This is a genomic window from Methylobacterium sp. C1, assembly GCF_001854385.1.
In the GTDB taxonomy this organism is placed as follows: domain Bacteria; phylum Pseudomonadota; class Alphaproteobacteria; order Rhizobiales; family Beijerinckiaceae; genus Methylobacterium; species Methylobacterium radiotolerans.
Genome location: NZ_CP017640.1, coordinates 2,907,426 through 2,927,432, shown reverse-complemented (window position 1 = coordinate 2,927,432; position 20,007 = coordinate 2,907,426). Strand labels below are relative to the sequence as shown.

Annotated in this window: 20 protein-coding genes and 1 tRNA gene; 11 read left to right on the top strand and 10 right to left on the bottom strand. The window is 71.2% G+C overall.

Going from position 1 to position 20,007, the window contains the following annotated elements; all coding sequences use genetic code 11:
* Positions 1 to 16 precede the first annotated feature (16 nt).
* The 3 genes from BKE41_RS13505 to BKE41_RS13495 all read right to left on the bottom strand — a co-directional run bounded on the left by BKE41_RS13505 (position 17) and on the right by BKE41_RS13495 (position 3,072).
* Positions 17 to 1,171 carry an efflux RND transporter periplasmic adaptor subunit gene (locus BKE41_RS13505; protein ID WP_012319404.1) on the bottom strand — a complete coding sequence of 385 codons (1,155 nt, stop codon included), beginning with the start codon at positions 1,169 to 1,171 and terminating at the stop codon, positions 17 to 19.
* 145 nt (positions 1,172 to 1,316) lie between these two features.
* A complete protein-coding gene (locus BKE41_RS13500) occupies positions 1,317 to 1,637 on the bottom strand; it encodes a rhodanese-like domain-containing protein (RefSeq protein WP_012319403.1) in 321 nt (106 codons plus the stop codon).
* Between the two features lie 154 nt (positions 1,638 to 1,791).
* A complete protein-coding gene (locus BKE41_RS13495) occupies positions 1,792 to 3,072 on the bottom strand; it encodes a glycosyltransferase family 1 protein (RefSeq protein ID WP_012319402.1) in 1,281 nt (426 codons plus the stop codon).
* Positions 3,073 to 3,213: 141 nt separating this feature from the next.
* On the opposite strand from BKE41_RS13495, the gene BKE41_RS13490 reads away from it, so the two are divergent.
* Positions 3,214 to 3,291: transfer RNA gene (locus BKE41_RS13490), tRNA-Pro, on the top strand.
* Positions 3,292 to 3,717: 426 nt separating this feature from the next.
* Here the strand turns inward: BKE41_RS13490 and BKE41_RS13485 are convergent.
* Positions 3,718 to 4,461, bottom strand: a complete 744-nt coding sequence (locus BKE41_RS13485) for a Crp/Fnr family transcriptional regulator (protein WP_024829971.1) — start codon at positions 4,459 to 4,461, stop codon at positions 3,718 to 3,720.
* Positions 4,462 to 4,942: 481 nt separating this feature from the next.
* Between BKE41_RS13485 and BKE41_RS13480 the strand changes: the two genes are divergently transcribed.
* Positions 4,943 to 6,157 carry a M20 family metallopeptidase gene (locus tag BKE41_RS13480; RefSeq protein ID WP_159392749.1) on the top strand — a complete coding sequence of 405 codons (1,215 nt, stop codon included), beginning with the start codon at positions 4,943 to 4,945 and terminating at the stop codon, positions 6,155 to 6,157.
* A gap of 253 nt (positions 6,158 to 6,410) precedes the next feature.
* Here the strand turns inward: BKE41_RS13480 and BKE41_RS31645 are convergent, their stop codons facing one another.
* Positions 6,411 to 6,575 carry a hypothetical protein gene (locus BKE41_RS31645; RefSeq protein ID WP_012319399.1) on the bottom strand — a complete coding sequence of 55 codons (165 nt, stop codon included), beginning with the start codon at positions 6,573 to 6,575 and terminating at the stop codon, positions 6,411 to 6,413.
* Positions 6,576 to 6,799: 224 nt separating this feature from the next.
* Between BKE41_RS31645 and BKE41_RS13475 the strand changes: the two genes are divergently transcribed.
* Positions 6,800 to 7,078: a hypothetical protein gene (locus BKE41_RS13475; protein ID WP_159392748.1), complete on the top strand. Its 279-nt coding sequence runs from the start codon at positions 6,800 to 6,802 to the stop codon at positions 7,076 to 7,078.
* Here the strand turns inward: BKE41_RS13475 and BKE41_RS13470 are convergent.
* Positions 7,075 to 7,506 carry a cupredoxin domain-containing protein gene (locus BKE41_RS13470; protein WP_245295956.1) on the bottom strand — a complete coding sequence of 144 codons (432 nt, stop codon included), beginning with the start codon at positions 7,504 to 7,506 and terminating at the stop codon, positions 7,075 to 7,077. The two genes, BKE41_RS13475 and BKE41_RS13470, sit on opposite strands and share 4 nt — an antisense overlap.
* A 156-nt stretch (positions 7,507 to 7,662) precedes the next feature.
* On the bottom strand, positions 7,663 to 7,809 hold the full coding sequence (locus BKE41_RS31190) for a hypothetical protein (RefSeq protein ID WP_158682005.1): 147 nt from the start codon (positions 7,807 to 7,809) through the stop codon (positions 7,663 to 7,665).
* A 569-nt stretch (positions 7,810 to 8,378) separates the two neighbouring features.
* Here BKE41_RS31190 and BKE41_RS13465 point away from each other — a divergent pair.
* Positions 8,379 to 8,810, top strand: coding sequence for a helix-turn-helix transcriptional regulator (locus BKE41_RS13465; RefSeq protein ID WP_029359654.1), 432 nt, complete (start codon positions 8,379 to 8,381; stop codon positions 8,808 to 8,810).
* Positions 8,811 to 9,053: 243 nt separating this feature from the next.
* Positions 9,054 to 10,625 (top strand): EAL domain-containing protein, encoded by a 1,572-nt coding sequence (locus tag BKE41_RS13460; RefSeq protein WP_024829974.1) that lies wholly within the window; start codon positions 9,054 to 9,056, stop codon positions 10,623 to 10,625.
* Positions 10,626 to 10,659: 34 nt separating this feature from the next.
* Here BKE41_RS13460 and BKE41_RS13455 read toward each other — a convergent pair whose 3' ends face one another.
* The gene (locus BKE41_RS13455; protein WP_071000685.1) at positions 10,660 to 11,562 is read right to left on the bottom strand and encodes an MBL fold metallo-hydrolase; all 903 of its coding nucleotides are present in this window, start codon (positions 11,560 to 11,562) and stop codon (positions 10,660 to 10,662) included.
* A gap of 296 nt (positions 11,563 to 11,858) precedes the next feature.
* Between BKE41_RS13455 and BKE41_RS13450 the strand changes: the two genes are divergently transcribed.
* The 4 genes from BKE41_RS13450 (at position 11,859) to BKE41_RS13435 (ending at position 14,897) form a co-directional block, all read left to right on the top strand.
* Complete coding sequence (locus BKE41_RS13450; protein WP_029359657.1) at positions 11,859 to 12,524, top strand: SCO family protein; 666 nt, start codon at positions 11,859 to 11,861, stop codon at positions 12,522 to 12,524.
* 88 nt (positions 12,525 to 12,612) lie between these two features.
* Positions 12,613 to 14,199 (top strand): glucan biosynthesis protein, encoded by a 1,587-nt coding sequence (locus tag BKE41_RS13445; protein ID WP_070999556.1) that lies wholly within the window; start codon positions 12,613 to 12,615, stop codon positions 14,197 to 14,199.
* A 91-nt stretch (positions 14,200 to 14,290) separates the two neighbouring features.
* A complete protein-coding gene (locus BKE41_RS13440) occupies positions 14,291 to 14,521 on the top strand; it encodes a hypothetical protein (RefSeq protein ID WP_012319392.1) in 231 nt (76 codons plus the stop codon).
* Positions 14,522 to 14,525: 4 nt separating this feature from the next.
* Positions 14,526 to 14,897, top strand: coding sequence for a hypothetical protein (locus BKE41_RS13435; protein WP_012319391.1), 372 nt, complete (start codon positions 14,526 to 14,528; stop codon positions 14,895 to 14,897).
* Between the two features lie 9 nt (positions 14,898 to 14,906).
* On the opposite strand, the gene BKE41_RS13430 is transcribed toward BKE41_RS13435, so the two are convergent.
* Together BKE41_RS13430 and BKE41_RS13425 are read right to left on the bottom strand one after the other, a co-directional pair.
* Positions 14,907 to 15,173: a hypothetical protein gene (locus tag BKE41_RS13430; protein ID WP_012319390.1), complete on the bottom strand. Its 267-nt coding sequence runs from the start codon at positions 15,171 to 15,173 to the stop codon at positions 14,907 to 14,909.
* 581 nt (positions 15,174 to 15,754) lie between these two features.
* Positions 15,755 to 16,474: a Crp/Fnr family transcriptional regulator gene (locus BKE41_RS13425; protein WP_012319389.1), complete on the bottom strand. Its 720-nt coding sequence runs from the start codon at positions 16,472 to 16,474 to the stop codon at positions 15,755 to 15,757.
* A gap of 426 nt (positions 16,475 to 16,900) precedes the next feature.
* Between BKE41_RS13425 and rpoN the strand changes: the two genes are divergently transcribed.
* Both rpoN and glmU read left to right on the top strand, forming a co-directional pair.
* The gene (gene rpoN, locus BKE41_RS13420; RefSeq protein ID WP_043073757.1) at positions 16,901 to 18,475 is read left to right on the top strand and encodes an RNA polymerase factor sigma-54; all 1,575 of its coding nucleotides are present in this window, start codon (positions 16,901 to 16,903) and stop codon (positions 18,473 to 18,475) included.
* 75 nt (positions 18,476 to 18,550) lie between these two features.
* Positions 18,551 to 19,927 carry a bifunctional UDP-N-acetylglucosamine diphosphorylase/glucosamine-1-phosphate N-acetyltransferase GlmU gene (gene glmU, locus BKE41_RS13415; RefSeq protein ID WP_070999555.1) on the top strand — a complete coding sequence of 459 codons (1,377 nt, stop codon included), beginning with the start codon at positions 18,551 to 18,553 and terminating at the stop codon, positions 19,925 to 19,927.
* The last annotated feature ends 80 nt before the right edge of the window (positions 19,928 to 20,007 follow it).

Sequence of the window (20,007 nt, the reverse complement as noted above, 5' to 3'; positions counted from 1 at the left end):
GTCGAGCCGCGCGGGCTCAGGTCTTGCTCGGCGGCAGCTCGATCGTCTCGGGGGTGACCTTCGCGCCCGGACGGACGCGGGACAGGCCGTTGACCACCACGGTCTCGTCGCCCTTCAGCCCCGACTGGATCACCCGGTAGCCGTCGACCTTCGGCCCGAGCACGACGTCCTTCTGCTGGATCACGTTCTCGGGTCCGACGATGTAGACGATGCGCTTGTCCTGGTTGGCGGACACCGCCTCGTCGGGCAGCAGGATGCCCTGGAACGGCTTGGTCGCCGGCATCGAGACGATGCCGAACAGGCCGGGCTTGATGAACATGTCGGGGTTCGGGACGGTCGCGCGCAGCAGGATCGTGCCGGTGGCGTTGTCGACGCGGTTGTCGACGAAGTCGAGGGTGCCCTTGCGGGTCGGCTTCGCCTCCCCGGACAGCGCGATCAGGATCGGCACGCCCTTGCCCTGCTGGGTCTGGCCCATGCCGATGCCGAGGCTGTTCTGGTACTTGAGGAACGACTTCTCATCGACCGTGTAGCTGAAATAGATCGGGTCGAGGGACACGATCGTCGTCAGCATGGTCTGGTCGGCACTGACGATGTTGCCCTCGGTCACCAGGCGGCGGCTGATGCGGCCGTTGATCGGCGCCTTCACCTCGCTGAAGTCGTAGTTCAGCTGGGCGTTGTTGAGGGCGGCCTGGGCGCTGTCGACGTCGGCCTGGGCGGTCTGCGAGGCCTGCCGCCGCTGGTCGGTGACCTGCTCGGAGATGTTACCGCTCCGGGACAGGGTCTGCGCGCGCTCCAGGTCCGTCTGCGAGAAGGACTGGCGCGCCTTGGCGGAGGCCAGGGCCGCCTGGGCCTGCTCCAGCGCCGCCTTGTAGGGGCGCCGGTCGATCACGAACAGGACGTCGCCCTTCTTCACCGTCTGGCCGTCGACGAAGTTGATCTTCTCGAGGTAGCCGGTAACCCGGGCGCGGACCTCCACGTACTCGATCGCGTCGAAGCGACCGGTATACTGATCCTGCTCGACGATCTGGCGCACCACGGGCTTGGCCACGGTGACCTTGGGCGGCGGGCCGCCCGGCGCCTGCGCGCGGGCGGGGGTCGCGAGGGGCCCTGCCGCGAGACCCGCGATCAGGCCTGACAAGACGGTGAGAAGGCTGGGAAGCCGGCTGCGCATCGGGTCCTGCTGTCCGTTGGCCGACCGTCCGGTCGCGCCGAGCTTGACGATTGTTCCGCCGCGGGTGCGCCGTAACCCGCGGTCGACGGTGTTGCTTGTGCGCGACCGCACATCACGGCCTCGCGAGCCGGATTGAAACGGTTGATCAGTCGACGGTTTCGCCAGCGCTGTACCAGTCCTTGAAGCCGCCCTTGTAATGTTCGGCGAGGTCGAGCCCGGCGTTCTGCGCGGCCATCAGCGCGTGGACGGAGCGGACGCCCGCGGCGCACGAGAAGACCGCCCGCCGGCCGTCCTCCGCCACGAGGGCCGCGACCGCCCGCGGATCGAAGCTCGAGAGCGGGTGCGAGACGGCGCCCGGGATGTGCCCGGCCGCGTATTCATGCGGTTCACGGACATCGATGATCAGCATCGAGCCGTCATCGAGCCCGCGCTTGACCGTCTCGCGATCGAGGTCGACCACCCGCATCGGCAGGATCTCCGTTCCGCCCGCTCTCGGCCAGGCTGGTTGACTGACGCTTTTCCTTATTCGTCAGACCTCGGCGGCGCAACGTGCGTCGTCGGCGCGCGACCGGCCGGCAGGCGGGCCGACCGTTGCCGGCCCGGCGCGGGCCGGCCCCCTCTCAGAGCGCCGCGAGGGTCGGCGCCACGGCGGCGAAATGCGCGGGCCAGTCCGGCGGCCGATACCCGTCGAGACGACCGGCCAGCTCGGACCGGAGGGGCGCGCCGGGCCGCGCGAGCGCCTCGATCGCCTCGATCCAGCCCGGACCGTCCAGGGGATCGCGGAACAGCGCGAAGCTGTCGGCGATCTCGCGATGGACCGCGATGTCGGAGGCGACGACCGGCAGCCCGGAGGCCGCGGCCTCGACGACGGGAATGCCGTACCCTTCGGTGAAAGACGGCATCAGCAGGGCGGTGCAGCTGCGCATGAGCGCCGCCAGACCGTGCGTGGACAATCCCGAGGCCTCGATGACGTGGGCGCGCACGCCGGGGCAGCGCTCCAGCATGTCGATGGCGCTCTCCGCCTCCCAGCCCCGGCGACCGACCACGACGAGCCGGGGCGCGGCATTCCCGTGGCGCTCGGCGAGGAGCCGCCAGATCTGGAACAGCAGCAGATGGTTCTTGCGCGACTCGATGGTGCCGCAGACCAGGAAGGTCGGCCGGTCGGGCGTGAACCGGGGTCCGTCGCGCCCGAAGGCAGGCTCGACGCCGAGATGGCCCACGGCCACCGGCGGCCTTCCGAACCCCTCGGCGGCGAGGTGCGCGAGGGTGCGCCGGCCGGTATCCTCCGAATTCACCAGGATGGCGGAGGCGTGCCGCCCGATCGTGCGCAGGCGCGCCCGGTGGCGGTCGGCCTCGCCGGACCGGCCGTATTCCGGATGGGTGATCGGGATGAGGTCGTGGACGAAGAACGCCGCCCGGACGTCCCGGCGGGTATAGAGCCAGTCGAACCGCCGCGGGTCGTCGAGGCGCAGGTGCGAGGTGTGCAGGTAGAGCGCGTCCTGGGGCAGGACGGCGACCGACCGGCCACGCAGCGCGATGTCGACGGTCTTGCGCGCCTGGATCCGGCGCCTCTCGGCGGACCCGGTCCGCGGCGCGGCGAGCGGCGACGGCGGGGCGGCGGGATCGCCGCACCGGGACGCGAGCCGCCGGTAGACCGGGTCCGACCCGGCGTCCCGGTCCTCGACCCAGCCGGCCGCCACCGCCTCGACGATCTCCAGCGCCTGCGCGCGATCGAGGATGCGCGGTCCGAAGGCCGTGGCGACGACGCCGACGCCCGTCTCCGCCCGGCCGAGATAGGCGCGCGCGTAGGCGAGGTCGACGCGGTCGATGCCCGACGGGCTCGCGTGGCGCAGCCGCGTGACGAGGCGCGTGAGATCGAAGGCGATCGGTCGGTCCGTCATGATCCTCGGGCAAGTGTCGGGGTGAGGCCTCCCCGTAGCGGGCCTGACCCGCGAGAGCCAGCATCTCCGCGCGGCCCGCGCGCGCCGGAGGGCTTGCGCGGGCGAGGCGCGGAGGCTAAGAGCCGCGAGCCCTAGCGGCGTCGGAGTGTAGCGCAGCCCGGTTAGCGCACTAGTCTGGGGGACTAGGGGTCGTGGGTTCGAATCCCGCCACTCCGACCATTAGAGCCTTCGGGCAACAAGGCTTCTCCATCAACGGCCGCCAGTCCGCCCGCAGGCCGAGGCGGAACGGACGGCGCACGGGGAACCACGGGGCGCCAGAACCGCCCATGGGGCGACTCACGCTCTCCTCGCGGTCTGTGCACTGCTGGGCGCGGCGGGTAGCCGAAGCCCGTGGCCACGCATCCGACCGTCTCCGAGCCTCGCGCGGCCCCGAGGCCTCCGACCAGGAGACCGGCGCCGCTCAGGGAGCGAGCCGCGCGCTGGCACGGCCGGAGGCCAACGGCTTGGCGAGTGGCGAGACCCACTGAGACTGGACGCTGGCGCGCACCCCGCTGAGAACGCTCCCCGCGGCTGCCAACGACCCACCCGGGTATTCGGAGCGGCATCGCCCCGCCCCGAAGGCGGACGGTCGGTGGAGGCGAAGCCTCACGCAGCGCGCCTGTCCAGATGCAGGTACCGGGGGTCGAACTCAGCAACCTCCATCAATTCCTCCCACGCCTCGATCACCAGCGTGCGGCTGCGGAGCGTGATCAGGGCTCGGCTGCGCAAACCCATGAGCACGCGGTTGATGTGGACGGGCGTGAGACCCAGCGCATCCGCCAGGTCCATCTGCGTGATCGGCATCGGGCAGCGGTAATCGCCGGCGAGCCCCACAGCCTGGAGCTTCAGGTACATCTCGCAGAACAGGTGTGCGATCCGCTCGTCGGCCGAACGGCGGCCCAAGCCGGTCATCCAGGCGCGGAAGATCGCCGCGTCGATCAAGGTATCGCGCCACAGGAGCGCGGCGAGATCGGGCAAGCGTGCGGTCAGAGCGCGCAGGCTCTCATGCGAGATGAAAGCGACGGTCGTGTGCTTCATCGTGGCGAGGCTGTGATCCATGGTCGGCAGGTGCAAGCTCTGCAGATCCGGGATATCGCCCGGAACGTGGAACGACAGGATCTGCCGCTTGCCCTGGTTGAGCAGCTTGTAGCGGCAGGCCCAGCCGTCGAGGATCAGGCAGCATTGCGAGGACGTGTCGCCGTCGCGCACGATGTCCTGGTGCGCGCCGAAGACCTGCGTCCTCACGGGCAAGCTCTGGATGGCCTCACGCTCGACCTCGGAGAGGGCGGTGATGCTTTCCAACTTGCGAATGAGAGCTGATGTCACTTGCCTATCGGGGGCTGACGGCATGTCGCTCCACCTTCGCCTTGCAGGTGGAAGCGCACGGCTCTCCCAGTCGCCGACACCTGTCGCGAGTCAGCCGACGATGCCCATCATCTTAAACATGCTATAACAGGATTTCATGACGTACATCAATTTGTGTGAGAATATATATTCCCATTGTCCTCGGAACCACGCCGGATTTCGTCCGTTTTCACCGTCGCCCAATATCGCGTGGTTCGCGCGAAATCGCTCTCTGGCTCAACGTTTCCGGCGAGATTTCGGCGGCCCGCGCGGCGAATGCACGCGTTCCTCGTTCGCCGGTGCGCGGAAGAGACTTCATTCTCCCGCGCCCGATGAGTGTCGCAGGCGGATCGGATCGCGACGGCCGCTCCGATGCATGCTCCACTCGCAGCGGGCAGACCGCTCCCCACAACGAGCGGTCATTCCGCAGGCGACCCAGCCCGGTCGCCCGAACCGCTCGGGCCCTCCCGAGCGCGGTCCATCGCCGATGAAGCTGCAGGGTCGTCGTCTCGACACGCGTGCCCTGGAGACCGCCGTCGGCAACGGCGCGAAATTTCACGTGGAAGCACCGATGCCCCTCAACGCTGTCGACCTCGCGAAGCAGCTCATCCGGTTCCGGTCGATCAATCCTCCGGGTGAGGAGAAGGAATGTTCCGAGTTCATCGCTCGCCTGCTGACCGGATACGGGTTCGATGTCGTCAGCTACGAATTCGCCAGGGATCGGCCAACGCTGGTCGCGCGCATGCCTGGGACGGCCAACGGCAAGCCGCTCTGCTTCACTGGGCACATAGACGTCGTGCCACTCGGGTCGAACGAGTGGCAATTCCCTCCCTTCGACGGGATCGTGCAGGATGGCCGGCTGTACGGCCGCGGCGCCAGCGACATGAAGGCGGGCGTGGCCGCGTTCGTGGCGGCTGCGTGCAACTTGATCGAGGACGGGCGCAGCTTTCACCGCGGTATCACGCTCGTGATCACCGCCGGAGAGGAGACCGGATGCGAGGGCGCATTCCATGTCGCCCGCGAGAAGGGTCTCGGGCCAGCCGAACTCCTGATCGTGGCAGAGCCGACGTCGAATGCCGCCCTCTTCGCCCATAAGGGCTCTCTCCGCGTCGTCGTGACCGCGCGCGGGCGGACGGCGCATTCCTCGATGCCGCACGAGGGCGAGAACGCGATCAGCAAGGTCGCGGAGTGGATCCGGAGGCTCGAAGGCTACGATCTCGGCGCCCGTCATCCACTGCTGGGCAGCGCCACGGCCTGCGTCACCACCGTCCGCGGTGGAGAGAATATCAACTCCGTCCCTGACTGCGCCGAGTTCACCGTGGATATCCGGACCCTCCCGGATCAGAGACACGCGGCGCTCGTCGTCGAACTCGGCCGCCTCTTCGGACCCGAGGCCGAGATCCGGATCGTCACGAGCTTCCCGGGCTTCGCGACCGAGCCGGACGATCCGTCCGCTGCCCCGCTCCTGGCGCTGCTGCGAGAGCGGACGGGGGCAGCGGCGGAACCGGCCGGGGCACCCTACTTCACCGATGCGTCGGCTCTCGTGCCGGCTTTTGACGGTGTCGCCACGCTGATCGTCGGCCCCGGCGAAGCGGCGCAGTGCCACAAGACGGATGAGTACTGCCTCGTGGAACGGATCGAGGAGGCGCAGGCCATCTACAGAGACTTGATGCTCCGCATGTGCTGCGGCCGCGCCGAGTGAGGCCCAGCGACAGGCGCCGTTCCCCCCTTCGAAATCGTGACCCTGGGAGTCCGGAGTTCGGATGCCGCCGCGCCGACCATTCCTCGTCCGCGACAAGCGATCGGCCGCACGGGCCCGGCCGAGCGCCATCCGGATCTTCGCGCCATCCGGATCTTCGCGTCGTCCGGGCCGGCCGGACCGTGCCGACCCGAGATCGAACCGGCCGCGAACCGACAGATCTCGGACGTCCGTCGTCGGGCCGGTGGCCGCCGATCTACGCGCGCCCGAAGTGACGGAGCACGAGGGGCTCGGTCCGGGCCAGCCTGACGCCGCGCGGCCGCGAGCGGGCGCCCCGTCCAGTGAAGAGGGCCAGGCCGACGAGGCCGACCGATCCGGTCAGCGCCACGGCCACGCACCACCAGAACGCGACATCAAGCATGACTGTTCAGGGGCTCCGGTTGAGGCTGGAACTCTCGGACAGCACGGTAAACGGAGCGTTAAACGCCTGTTCGACCGAAGTGCGCCACCGTTTTCGGCGACCGCGCCGTGTACAATCCATCCGGGCGCGCCGCATTCGGGCACCCGAACCGGCCAGTGACCGATCCGAAAGCGGATCCGACGCCCAGTCGATGAGGGTCGGGAACGGAACCCTGCCGCTGCGTGGTGACCGAGGCCGCCCTGGAGGCCGGCGAGCACGTCTACTCCGAGGAGCCGCTCGCCATGGAGTACGCCCGGACCGGTGCGCCGGCAGAACGCGCCGAGGCGAGGGGCCTCTCGCCGAGCGGCGCAGCCGCGAGCATGCTCGGCGAGGCGCGCGACCGTGGAGGCCGTCGCGTCCGGCGAGATCGGGTCGGTCCGGCCCGTCTCGGATTCGTGGGCCAGCCGGGGCCCGGTCCTTCTCCGGTCGCCGAGCGCCTCCACACCGACGCGGCGGGCCGCTAGCGCGCCGCCGGGCTGAGGGTCAGGGTTCCGCGGAATGGCTGGGACCTGTCGTTCACGCTCGTGCAGCCGTAGGGATACTGGCCGGCCGCGATCGTCCGCACGCGGATCTCGCCCTGGCCGTTCTGCTTGACCGTATAGCCGTCGTTGCTGGCCACGTGCACGACGTCGCCGTCGTGGTGGAGCACGTTCTTGTTCTCGAAGATCTGGGGCGCGGTCAGGACGATCTGACTCGTGGACTTGTTCTGCACCCGGATGCTGACATCCGACTCGGCGGGCAGACGCAGCTCGGCGGGCGCGCATGTCGCGGCTCCGTTCTCCGCGGTCATCGTCAGGTCGACGGAGGGCATCGCCTCGGCCGCACGGGCGCCATCGGCGAGAGAGCCGGTCAGCGAGCCGACGCCCAACCCGGCCGCGACGGCCGCCGCCATGCGCCAAGCCGGACGTGCGGCCCCGAGCCGGAAACCGGATTCAGACATCATACGTGGTCTTCCCGCCGTGTCGTTGTCAGGAGTGACACTGGCTCAACCACACGGAGCAAGTCGCAGTTCAAACGGGCCGGGGACCGAATGACGGCCCGGAGGCCATCAGCGCGCCGCGCCTGCCGCCTTGGCGGAAGGGAGCTTGCGCAGGATCCGCGCGATATGCGCCCGCAGGGCTGACCTCTCAGTCACCGGCTCGGCCTGCCCGGCAGAGGCGGTCGGCTCCTGGAAGGTCGCGAGAAGATCGGTCATCGACGCCGGCGCTGTGATGGGAAGCCGACCGTACCGCAGGGCTTGGCCGTTGAATACATCATTTCATAGATTTTCACGATCGGAACACAAAGTGTTTGGACCTACGATAACCGCAGTATCCTGGCGACAATAGCGACCGCGCCTTGCCGGCGTCGACATTCCCGCTCACGGCGCGCGGCGCCGCTGTCTTGCGAAGAAGCGGCGGGCGGAATTCCTCGACGCGGTGCGCGGCTTCACACATCCGTGGCTGCGCGCGACGATCATCCACGATGTCGGTACTTTACATCGCGACGCCCGATCTCCGCCGAGTCGTCCTGTAGAGCGGCTGACTGGCCTCGCGCCTGGGCGAAAACCGGTGGAACGGTCGCGATGAATTGTGCGCCGCGTGACAGACACCGCCCGCCATTGCGGTTTCGATGACCGTGGGCGTACAACCAACAGCCAAGCCATGCGCCCGGTGCAACTAGGACTTGCGCAACTTATTGGTGCACTAAGCAGTTTTTGGTTGTGTTTTTTACCGCGACACCCGGTAAGTCGCCCCCGTCCCGCATGCCGAAGGTTTCCGTCCGATGTCGTCCTCCCCGAAGCCCAAGTCCGCCACCGAGACCGATCGCACGATCGGCGGCCGTATCGCGGCGCTGCGCGTGGCACAGGGCCTGAGCCAGACCGACCTCGGTCAGGCCATCGGCGTCAGCTTCCAGCAGGTTCAGAAGTACGAGAAGGGGCGCAACCGCATCGGCGCCGGGCGGCTTCAGGCCATCGCCGACCTGCTGAAGGTGCCGGTGGACACCTTCTTCGCCGATCCGCGGGACACCGGCGGCGGACGCGTCGGGCCCGCAGCCCTGTTCGAGGATCCGAAGGTCATGGAACTCGTTCTGGCCTTCACCAGCATCACCGACGAGACGACCCGCGGCGGGATCCTGTCGATCGTCAAGGCGGCCGCAGCCCTCCAGGAGAGCCGCGCAGGCGCGCAACGTCCGAACGCCGTCGGCGAGGCGTGACGGCGCCGGTCCGGTGCCGGACCGCCGAGGGTGTGACCAGGGCTTGTGCGGCAAATTCCCGCGCGGTGGGACACCTGCGCGTGATCGAGCCGCGCGCGCCGGAGAGTGGTGCAGGCTTTAATTCAAATTAAACCAAGACAAAGTCACGTAACGATGTAGATAGGCGCCCGCGTCCGGAGGCTGTTTTACAGCGCATGAGCGGACAGCATGTTTCGCGCTGACGCTGGAAACCGGGTCCTGACCATGCCGATCGAGACGTCGAAAGCTTGGGGCCGCGGCGAGCTGTACGAGACCCTGTGCCTGCTCGTGATCGGCGTCGGGATCTGGTTCGTCGGCGTCACGCTGGGGACCTTCGCGTATCTCAACACCCTGGTCGCCACCTACAACCTCACGGATCTCCTCCTGCTCGCCGCCTGCATGGGCGTGGCGCAGTGGGGCGCCAGCATCCGCAAGTCGATCATCCTCCGGCGGCTCATGCTCGAGCGCGCCGCCGCGGCGGCGCAGGCCGAGGCGATCGCCCGGCACGACGGGCTGACCGGTCTGGCGAACCGCCGCCGCTTCATCGACGCCGTGGAGCGGGCGCACGCGTCGGGCGCCGGGGACGCGGCGGTGCTGCTCATCGACCTCGACCGGTTCAAGCCGGTCAACGACCTCTACGGCCACGCGGCCGGGAACGCGGTCCTGTGCGCCGTGGCCGAGCGCCTCCAGCAGCTCGTGCCGTCGGGCGGCCTGGCGGCCCGGCTGGGCGGCGACGAGTTCGCCATGCTGGTCCCGCTCCGCTACGAGAGCGAGGCGCTGAGGCGTCTCGCCCAGGCGGTCATCGGGCGCATCGCCGAGCCGGTGACGTGGAGCCAGAACGACCTCAAGGTCGGCGCGACGGTCGGCGTCGCCGCGGTGTCGGCCGAGCACGGGGACGCCGACGCGATCCTGCACGCGGCCGACCTCGCCATGTACCAGGGCAAGAAGGACGGGCGCGGCAATTTCCGGTTCTTCCGCAGCGCCATGGACGCGGAGCTGCGCGCCCGCGCCCGCATGGAGACGGAACTCCGCGGCGCCATCGAGACGGGCGCGATCGAGCCCTTCTACCAGCCGGTGGTGTCGCTCCCCGAGCGGGAGATCGTCGGCGTCGAAGTGCTGGCGCGCTGGCGCCACCCGTCGCGCGGGCTGGTCGGACCGAGCGAGTTCATCCCGGTGGCCGAGGAGACCGGGATGATCGCGGATCTCAGCTACACGCTGATCCGCCGCGCGTGCCTGGATGCCCGCGCCTGGCCGCCCCACCTGATCCTGGCGGTGAACATCGCCCCGCAGCAGTTCCAGGACGCGTGGCTCGCCCAGCGCATCCTGGGGATCCTGACCGAGACCGGCTTCCCGCCGCAGCGCCTGGAGGTCGAGATCACCGAGAGTGCCCTGATCCAGGACCTGGAGGCGACCCGGACGACCCTGCTGTCCCTGCGCGAACTCGGCGTGCGCATCGCGCTGGACGATTTCGGAACCGGCTATTCCAGCCTGTACCACCTGCGCGAACTCAAGTTCGACAAGCTGAAGATCGACCGCAGCTACGTGGACGCCATCACGATGAGCGACGAGCGGGCGAAGCTGGTCGACGCCATCATCAAGCTCGGGGCGAGCCTCGGCCTCTCCACCACCGCCGAGGGGATCGAGACCGACGCCAGCCTCGACTGGCTGTCCGACCAGGGCTGCCATTTCGGCCAGGGCTACCTGTTCGGCCACGCCATGCCGAAGGCCGAGATGGACGACGTGCTCGCCGCCGCGCGATCCCCGGCCCCGTTCCCGGATCTGGCGCGGGCCTCGTGAGGCGTGGGACGCCGCCCGCGCGGCGTCGCGCGGGTCAGCGCGGCGCCCGGTAGGCGGAGCCGTCGGCGGCCCCGAGCGGGTGCTCCACGAACCGGCCCGTCTCCGGGACCGCGACCCGGTCAAAATCCTCCGCCAGGGCGTCGAGGGCGCGGCGCATCTCGGGCCCCTGCAGCGGCCGGCCGTGCCCGGTGATGACCCGCTCCGGGGCGAGCGCTGCGAGCGCCCGCACCGACGCGCGCGCCGCCGGCCAGTCGATCGTCAGGTACATCGGCGGCCCGTGCAGTTCCGGCGCCTGCGTGGCGACCGCGTAGGCGGATTCCTGCGCCGTGGTGATGAAGGCGTCGCCCGCGATCAGCGTCCGGTCGGACTCGCGCCAGAGCGAGACGTGGCCGGGCGCGTGGCCCGGCGTGTGGATCCAGCGCCAGCCGGGCAGGGGCGGCACCGAACCGTCCTCCGGCAGGTGGTGCAGCCGCCCGGACACGTCGACGGGGTGGGTGGGGAACAGCGGCGACAGGCGACCCAGGAGGCCGCCGCCGACGCTCGGATCCGGCGTCGGGTAGGCGGCGCTGCCGTCGAGATAGGGCCGCTCCAGGACGTGCGCGTAGACCGGGACATCCCATTCCTCCGCGAGGTCTTCCAGGACGCCGACATGGTCGAAATGGCCGTGGGTCAGGACGATCGCGGCCGGCCGGGCCCCCGCGCCGAAGCGGGCCCGGGCGGCGGCCTGGATCCCGCGCTTGGCGCCCATCACGCCGGCATCGATCAGGACCCAGCCCCGGTCGCCCGCGCCGGGGGCCCCCACGAACACGACGTTGACCAGGACGTGGCGCTGGTAGGCGACGTCGTCGGCGATGGCGTGGGTCGCGTCGTCCCGCTCGGCGTCGCGGCGGGGATCGTCGGCCCGGGCCTGCGGGTCGACGGGGATCTGCTGGGCCATCTGGGGCGGCTCCCGTACACGGTCGCGGAAGGGACGGTCGGGCGCGCGGCCCGGCCGGGGCCCGACGGGATCGACCGATCCCGGCGCGGCCACGGGCGTCCCGGCACCGGATGGCGCGACCGCCCGTATCCTGGCCAACCGGCCTCGCCCGGGCGTGTTCCTGGCGCTGTTCCCGGCGCCGTTCCCGGCTCGGTGCCCGGTCCCGCACGGCGCGCCGGGCCTCACGCCGGTCGACACGGACCCCATATTGGCCGCATCGATACCGTCCGCTTCGACGCGCCGTCGCAGGTCACAGCATGGCACCGAGCCCTCTCGCCCTCATCGCCTCCGCCGCCCTCATCGCCGTGGTCGCCACCGGCACCGGGGCGATCGTCCTCCAGCAGGGCTCGCGGTTCAGCCATCCCCGGAAGGTCGGCGGGCCGTTCACGATGGCGGATGTCGACGGCCGCCCGGTGACCGAGGCCGATCTCCGCGGCAAGCCGTCCGTCCTGTTCTTCGGCTTCACCCACTGCCCGGATGTCTGCCCGACGACGCTCGCGACCCTGTCGGCCGCCCTCGGCCGGATGGGTCGCGACGCGGACCGCCTCAACGTCGTCTTCGTCACCCTCGACCCGGAGCGCGACACGCCCGACGCCCTGCGGGAGTACCTGGCCTCGTTCGATCCGCGGATCCGCGGCCTCGTCGGCACGCCGCAGCAGGTCGCCCGCATGGCCGACGCCTACCACGTCGCCTACAAGCGCGTGCCGACCAAGGACGGCGACTACACGATGGAGCATTCCGCCACTGTGGCGCTGTTCGACAGGACCGGGCGCATGGTCGGGGAGATCGGCTACGGCGAGGACGAGGCCAGCACCTTCGCGAAGCTGATCACCCTGGCGCTGCCGGGGCAGTGCCCGCCGGGAGGCGGTGCCAACCTCTGGACGACCGACGGCAGCACCGGCAGCTGCGGTCCGCGGAGCTGAGCCGCGGGCCGGGAAATTGCGCCGCCGCGCCGGCGTGGCTAGAGGGCGGCGCGGGTCGCGAGGCCCGGCCGCATCGGGGGGTTCCAGCTTGATCACGCGCCGCGTCCTGACCGCCATCGGGCTCCTCGCCCTCGCGCCGTATCCCGGCCTCGCCCGGGCCGCCGGCAGGCCGCGCCTGGCGCCGCCGGAGCCCATGGATCTCGACCGGCTGAAGGACCTCGCCCGGACGCTGCGGGACCGCCCCTACGCGCCGCCGCCGGAGGCCCCCGCCTCGGCGGCCCTCGACGCCCTGACCTACGGGCCGCTCCAGGAGATCCGCTACCCGCCGGGCCACGCCCTGTTCGCCGACAGCCCCTACCCGGTGACCTTCTTCCACCTCGGCAACTTCTTCCGTCACCCCGTGAAGGTCTACGCCCTGGAGGGCGGGCAGGCCCGCGAGGTGCTGTACGCCCACGACCTCTTCACCTACCCGCCCGGCAATCCGGCCAAGGACGTCCCGGACGGGGCGGGCTTCGCGGGATTCCGGTTCCAGAAGGCGCCCGCGGGCCAGCCGGGCGACGACGGCGACTGGCTGGCCTTCCTGGGCGCGTCCTACTTCCGCGCCGCCGGGGACGGTGCCCAGTACGGCGCCTCGGCCCGGGGCATCGCGATCGACACGGCGCCCGGGCCCGGGAAGACCGAGGAGTTCCCGGTCTTCACCCGCTTCTACGTCAGCCCGGCCTCGGACGGCGCCGTGACCGTGCTGGCGCTCCTCGAGGGCCAGAGCCTGACCGGCGCCTACCGGTTCGTCGCCCGGAAGGAGCCGCACGTCGTCATCGACGTCGCCTGCACGGTCTACATGCGTGAGGCGGTGGAGCGGTTCGGCATGGCGCCCCTGACCTCGATGCTCTGGTACTCGGAGGGCATGAGCCGCTTCCTCGCGAGCGACTGGCGTCCCGAGGTGCACGATTCCGACGGCCTGCTGATGCAGACCGGGTCCGGCGAGCTGATCTGGCGGCCGCTCAACAACCCGCCCCGCCTCAGCGTCAGCGCCTTCGCGGACCGGTCGCCGAGGGGGTTCGGCCTGCTCCAGCGCGACCGCGCGTACGAGACCTACATCGACGACGGCTTCGAGGAGAACCGGCCCGACATCTGGGTCGAGCCGCAGGGCGACTGGGGCCGCGGCAGCGTCCAGCTCGTCGAGATCCCGACCCACCAGGAGACCGACGACAACATCGTCGCCCTCTGGGTGCCGGACGACGCGCCGAAGGCCGGGTCCGACCGCAGCTTCGCCTACCGGCTGCGCTGGACCGTCGCGGAGCCGGTCGCCACCGATCTCGCCCGGTGCGTCGCGACCCGGGCCACCAAGGCCGCGTGGCTCGCGGATGCGGACCGGCGGCCGGGTCGCGCCAACCTCGTGCGGCAATTCGTCCTGGAATTCGAGGGCGCGGCCCTGTCGGGCCTCGATCCCGAGAAGGCGACGGTCGCGCTCACCCTGTCGCGCGGCAGCGTCGAGGAGGTCGGCGCCACCTGGGCGCCCTACGGCAAGCCGAGCCCCTGGCGGGTCTTCCTCAAGGTCTACGCCGAGGGACCGGATCCGGTGGAGATGCGTCTGCAGCTGAGATCGGGCGACCGGCTGCTCTCCGAGACCTGGGCCTACCAGTACTACCCGCAGGCACCCGGCACGGTGCTGTGAGCGGCGGGCGGCGGCGCCCGGCCGCCGGTCGCCCGAACAGGTCCGGCTCCCGCCCGCCTCGGAACGGCCCATCGTCGCATCGGAGACCGCCATGACCGGCGAGACACCGCCCGGCCCGCACCTCCCGGAGGCGCTGACGCGGCTCCTCAAGGCTCCCCGGGCGGCGATCTGGCCGACCCCGGAGGACCGGAACCGCCTGCGGCTCGGTCGGTCGCGGCCACGGCAGCCGAGCCGCGCCGTCCTGGGTGTGTGGATCTGGGCGATCCTCTACAACGTCGTCGGCTTCGCGATCCTCGCGGCCCTGTGGTGGACGATGCGCTGAACCGATGAGCCGACACGCCTTGATCTCCTGCCGAGCCCCCCTCGCGGCGACCCTCCTGCTCGGCCTCTCCGTGCAGCCCGGCGCGGCGCAGAGCCCGGGCGACGCGCTGAACGCCGATGACGGCACCGGTGCGATCAAGGTCTGCTCGCCGGTCGCGATGCCGCGCTGGCGGTCCATGACCCCGGTACCCAAGACCTGGACCTTCCTGGACTGCATGGGCTTCGCGGGCGAGATGGGCGCGACCCACTTCCAGCTCGGCTGCCTCTTCGCCAACGTCACGCCCCACGCCCAGAAATACGCCTGGGGCGCGATGGTGCAGATCGAGAAGTCGGCGATGGCCAAGGCGCAGCCGCCGATCCCGAACTGCGGCTGGTAGGGCCCGCGCTCAGCCGTCGGCGGCCTGCCAGTCCAGGTCGAGGGTGAGGCGGGCGCGGAAGACCGTGCTGCCGGTCGCGTCCCGGACCCGCGTCTCCAGCACCAAGCCGGCATCGCCGGGAGCCGGCCGGTCCGCCCGGACGCGGAGCCGGTCCTGCGCGGCCTCGACCAGGGCCTCGGTCGCCGACAGGCACGCCGCGTGGCAATCGGCGAAGGGCAGCCCCTCCTCGTCGCGGGACAGCCCGCGGTCGTCGGTGAAATCGGTGAAGTAGCGCACGGCGCAGAACCTCACGGCCAGATGACGAGCGTGCGCCGCGACCTGAGCGATGTCGTTAACCTGTGTGTGGGCACCGGCATGGCCTCGCGCGACCGGACGCCCGACCCTCGCGTCGCGGCGACCGGGCAGGAAACGCGGCTCTCCGGGCCGCGATCCGGCCGCCCTCGAAAAAAATGTATGAGTGTGGACATAGGCCCCGGTGCGGCGGACGCCGTTCGGAGCGCCGGATCCTCTGCGCGAACGTCCGATCGGGCCGGCATGGTCCGACCCGCAGGCGTCGGCGCGCACGATGCCGCGGCCGCCCGCGCGCACGCTGCTCCTCCCGGCGGGTGCGCGGCGGCCGGCCCCCCGCCCGGCGTGGTCCGCGCCGGTCCGACACCCTGCTCAGGCCCCGACTCCGCTCCGACAGGGGAATGGCGCTCCGATCCCGACGGCGGGGCACGCCGATCGCCGATCGGGAGGGCGACGAGCTGCCCGACCGGGCCGCGGCCGAGCGCCTCGCCCACGACGTCCTGAGCGCGATGCGCCGGCCGCACGTCGACGGCACGCCGCGCGGCCGGCGCCGTGGTGGCCGAAGCGCCCTAGGCCAGCGTGCTCTGAGGGCGCCGCAGCGGGCCGATCAGGCGCTCGTACTCGGCCTCGGCCGGGCCGTAGGTCTGGCCGGCAGCCTCCTCCAGGCGCATGCGGCTCAGGACCCGGATCCGGCCGCGCCGGGCCCGGATCAGGCCGGCGCCCTCGAGGGTGTGGATCGCGACCGTGACCGTCGGCCGGCGTACGCCGAGCATGATCGACAGGAACTCGTGCGTCACCGACAGATCGTCGCCGTCCTGCCGGTCGTGGTACATGAGGAGCCACCGCGCGAGCCGTTCCTCGGCGGGCGCGCCCGCGTTGGCGATCGCGGTCTGGGCAACCTGGATCAGGAAGGTCTGGACGTAGCGCAGCAGCAGGTTGCGCAGCGACGGACTGGATCGCAGGGCTTCGCGCAGGGCCGACACGGAGATCCGGCGCCCGCGACCGGCAACCTGCATGAAGATCTGGTACGGGATCGTGTCGGTTCCGAGCAGCAGCGCCGGCGCAGCCATGCCGTCGCGTCCGAACAGTCCGATCTCGATGCGGCCGCCCTCGGCCATGGTCGACACCACGGAGCACAGGCCGGTGTCGATGAAGACCGCGTGCGGTATCGTGGCGGCCGGCTCGACGAGCACCTTGCCGAGAGGAAGGTCGATCGCCTCGAGATGAGGCCGGAGCAGCGCGCCATCCGCCTCGGATAGGGCAGCCAGAAGGCGGTTCTGATGCGGCATTCGGCAGACGCGTACGCAGAGATCGACATCCGCGCTCCGGCTCGGGTGCGGGAACCGGGGCGCACCCCCGAGCCATGCTCGGATCAACACGCAATAGCGAGCGGATATTGCATCTAGCGGACGAAGCGTCTGCAACCAGACAAACCAATGCCGGCGATTTTCGGATGTCTTGGCAAACGCGCGCGGACGAATGCGCAAACCTTCCTTTAAGATCTGCCTTCAGACTGCGGGGTGGAAGACCGGGATGTGGCCGACGCGCCACGGGCGCGGCAGCGCTGTGCACTTGCCAACATCCGCGTGCGCGGTCGCGCTTTGACGCGCGGGCCGGATCGGGCTAGAGAAAGCGCAACGGAACAAGCAAGAACCATGCCGTGAGCAGCGTGGCTCCGGCTGGCGAACCGCGCCGGAAGGGCATCGGGGCCTCGCATGAGTTTGGTGCAACGGCTGGAAGTGCGTCAGGGCCAGGCCCTGGTGATGACGCCGCAGCTCCTGCAGGCGATCAAGCTTCTGCAATTGTCGCACCTCGATCTCTCGGCCTACGTCGAGGCCGAGCTGGAGCGCAACCCGCTGCTGGAGCGCGCCGAGCCGGACCTGCCGGCCGCGGGCGATGCCGCCGAATCGGGCGGCCACGCCGACGAGGCGGGGTCGGACGGGTTCGAGGCGGCTGAGCCCGAATCGTGGCTCTCGGTCGACCTCAACCCGAGCCGCGGCGAGATCGAGAGCGACTTCGACACGCGCCTCGACAACGTCTTCCCCGACGAGAGCCCCGTCCAGGCGCGCGAGGCGGGCGGGGGCGACATGCTCTCGCTGACGCCGCCGCCCTACGGCAGCACCGGCGGCAGCTTCGACGCCGAGGCCCCCGACTTCGAGGCGACCCTGACGGCCGAGACCTCGCTGCGCGAGCACCTCGCGGGCCAGCTCGACCTCGCGACCCGGGATCCGGCCGAGCGGCTGATCGGCGGGTTCCTGATCGACGCCGTCGACGAGGCCGGCTACCTGCGCGAGACGGTGGAGGGCGTGGCCGAGCGCCTCGGCGCCGACCCGGCCCTCGTCGGCCGGATGCTGGCGCTGGTCCAGACCTTCGACCCGCCCGGGATCGCGGCCCGCGACCTCGCCGAGTGCCTCGCGATCCAGCTGCGCGAGCGCGACCGGTTCGACCCGGCGATGCAGGCGCTGGTCTCGCGGCTGGACCTCGTGGCCAAGCGGGACTTCGCCGCGCTGCGCCGCCTCTGCGGCGTCGACGACGAGGACCTCGTCGACATGCTGGGCGAGATCCGGCGCCTGGACCCGAAGCCGGGCCGGGCCTTCGGGTCGAGCGCCGTCGAGGTCCTGGTTCCGGACGTGTTCGTGCGCGCCGCGCCGGACGGCTCCTGGCTGGTCGAGCTGAACAGCGAGGCGCTGCCCCGGGTCCTGGTGAACCAGAGCTACTACGCCCGCGTCTCGCGCAACGCCGCCGCGGAGGGCGACAAGGCGTTTCTGTCGGAGGCGCTGCAGAACGCCAACTGGCTGACCCGCTCGCTGGAGCAGCGTGCCCGCACCATCCTGAAGGTCGCCACCGAGATCGTCCGCCAGCAGGACGGTTTCTTCGTCCACGGCGTCACCCACCTGCGGCCGCTGAACCTCAAGACCGTGGCCGAGGCGATCGGCATGCACGAATCGACCGTCTCGCGGGTCACCTCCAACAAGGCCATCGGCACGAGCCGCGGGACCCTGGAGATGAAGTACTTCTTCACCGCGGCGATCCCCGGGGCGGCCGGCGCCGCCGCCCACTCCTCGGAGGCGGTGCGCCACCGCATCAAGCAGCTCGTCGACGGCGAGACGCCGGACGACGTGCTGTCCGACGACGCGCTGGTGCAGAAGCTGCGCGGGGAGGGCGTCGACATCGCCCGGCGCACGGTGGCGAAGTACCGCGAGTCCCTGCGGATCCCGAGCTCGATCGAGCGCCGCCGGGAGCGTTTCGCCCACGGCTCCAGCCAGCACGTCGCCCTGGCGCTGCGCTGATCGCTCCGGACGGGGTTGCGCCGGGCGCCCGTCCGGCCCATCCGTCGTGGCCTTCGATCGACGCCTGGACCTGCGATGACCCCGACCGGAACGCCCTCGCGCAGCCTCACCGCCATCGTGCTCGCGGCCGGGAAGGGCACGCGGATGCGCTCCGACCTGCCGAAGGTGCTGCACCGGATCGCCGGCCGCAGCATGCTCGGCCACGTCCTGGCCGCCGTGCAGGCGGCGGGCGCGGGCCGGATCGCCGTGGTGGCCGAGCCCGGCCGCGACGACGTCGCCGCCGAGATCGCCCGGGCGGCCCCCGGCGCCCGGGTCTTCCCGCAGGCCGAGCGCCTCGGCACCGCCCACGCGGTCCTGGCCGCCCGGGAGATCCTGGCCGACCCGGACGACGACGTGGTGATCGCCTTCGGCGACACGCCGCTCGTCTCGGCCGACACCTTCCTGCGCCTCCGCGCGCCCCTGGCCGACGGCGCCGCGGTGGCCGTGCTGGCCTTCGAGACGGCGACGCCCGCCGGCTACGGACGGGTGCTGACCGAGGGCGACCGCGTGCTCGCCATCCGCGAGGAGAAGGACGCGAGCGCGGCCGAGCGGGCCGTGACCCTGTGCAATGCCGGGCTGATGGCGCTCGCCGGACGGCACGCCCTGGCGCTGCTCGCCCGCATCGGCAACGACAACGCCGCCGGCGAGTACTACCTGCCCGACGCGGTGGCGCTGGCGGTCGCCGACGGGCTTCCCGTCACGGTCGTGCCGGTGGACGAGGCCGAGGCGCAAGGCGTCAACGACCGGGTGCAGCTCAGCGTGGCGGAGGCCGCGATCCAGGCGCAGCTGCGCCGCAGCGCCATGCTGGGCGGCGCGACGCTGATCGCGCCCGAGACGGTGTTCCTCAGCCACGACACGGTGCTGGGGCGCGACGTGATCGTGGAGCCCCACGTGGTGTTCGGCCCCGGCGTGCGGGTCGCGGAGGGCTGCACCGTGCGCGCCTTCGCGCATCTCACCGAGAGCAGCCTGGAGGCGGGCGTGAAGGTCGGGCCGTTCGTGCGGCTGCGCGGCCACGCCGTGCTGGAGGCCGGCGCGGAGCTCGGCAATTTCGTCGAGCTGAAGAACGCCCGGATTGGGGCCGGCGCCAAGGCCGCGCACCTCACCTATCTCGGCGACGCGGAGATCGGCGCCAAGGCCAATATTGGCGCCGGCACGATCACCTGCAATTACGACGGCGTGCTCAAGCACCGGACGACGATCGGCGCGGGCGCGTTCATCGGCTCGAACTCGGCCCTGGTCGCCCCCGTCTCGGTGGGGGAGGGCGCCTACGTCGCCTCGGGCTCTGTGATCACCGACGACGTGCCGGCGGACGCGATGGCGGTGGCCCGGGGCCGGCAGGCGGTGAAGCCGGGCTGGGCCAGGGAGAAGCGGGCGGCGCTGCAGGCCGAGAAGGCGCGGCGCGGGAAGGCGTGAGCGCGAAGGGCCGCGTGACCGGGGCTGGCCCTGCGCCGTCCCGATCCGGTAGAAGTCCCGCTCGGCCCCGCACGGCGCGG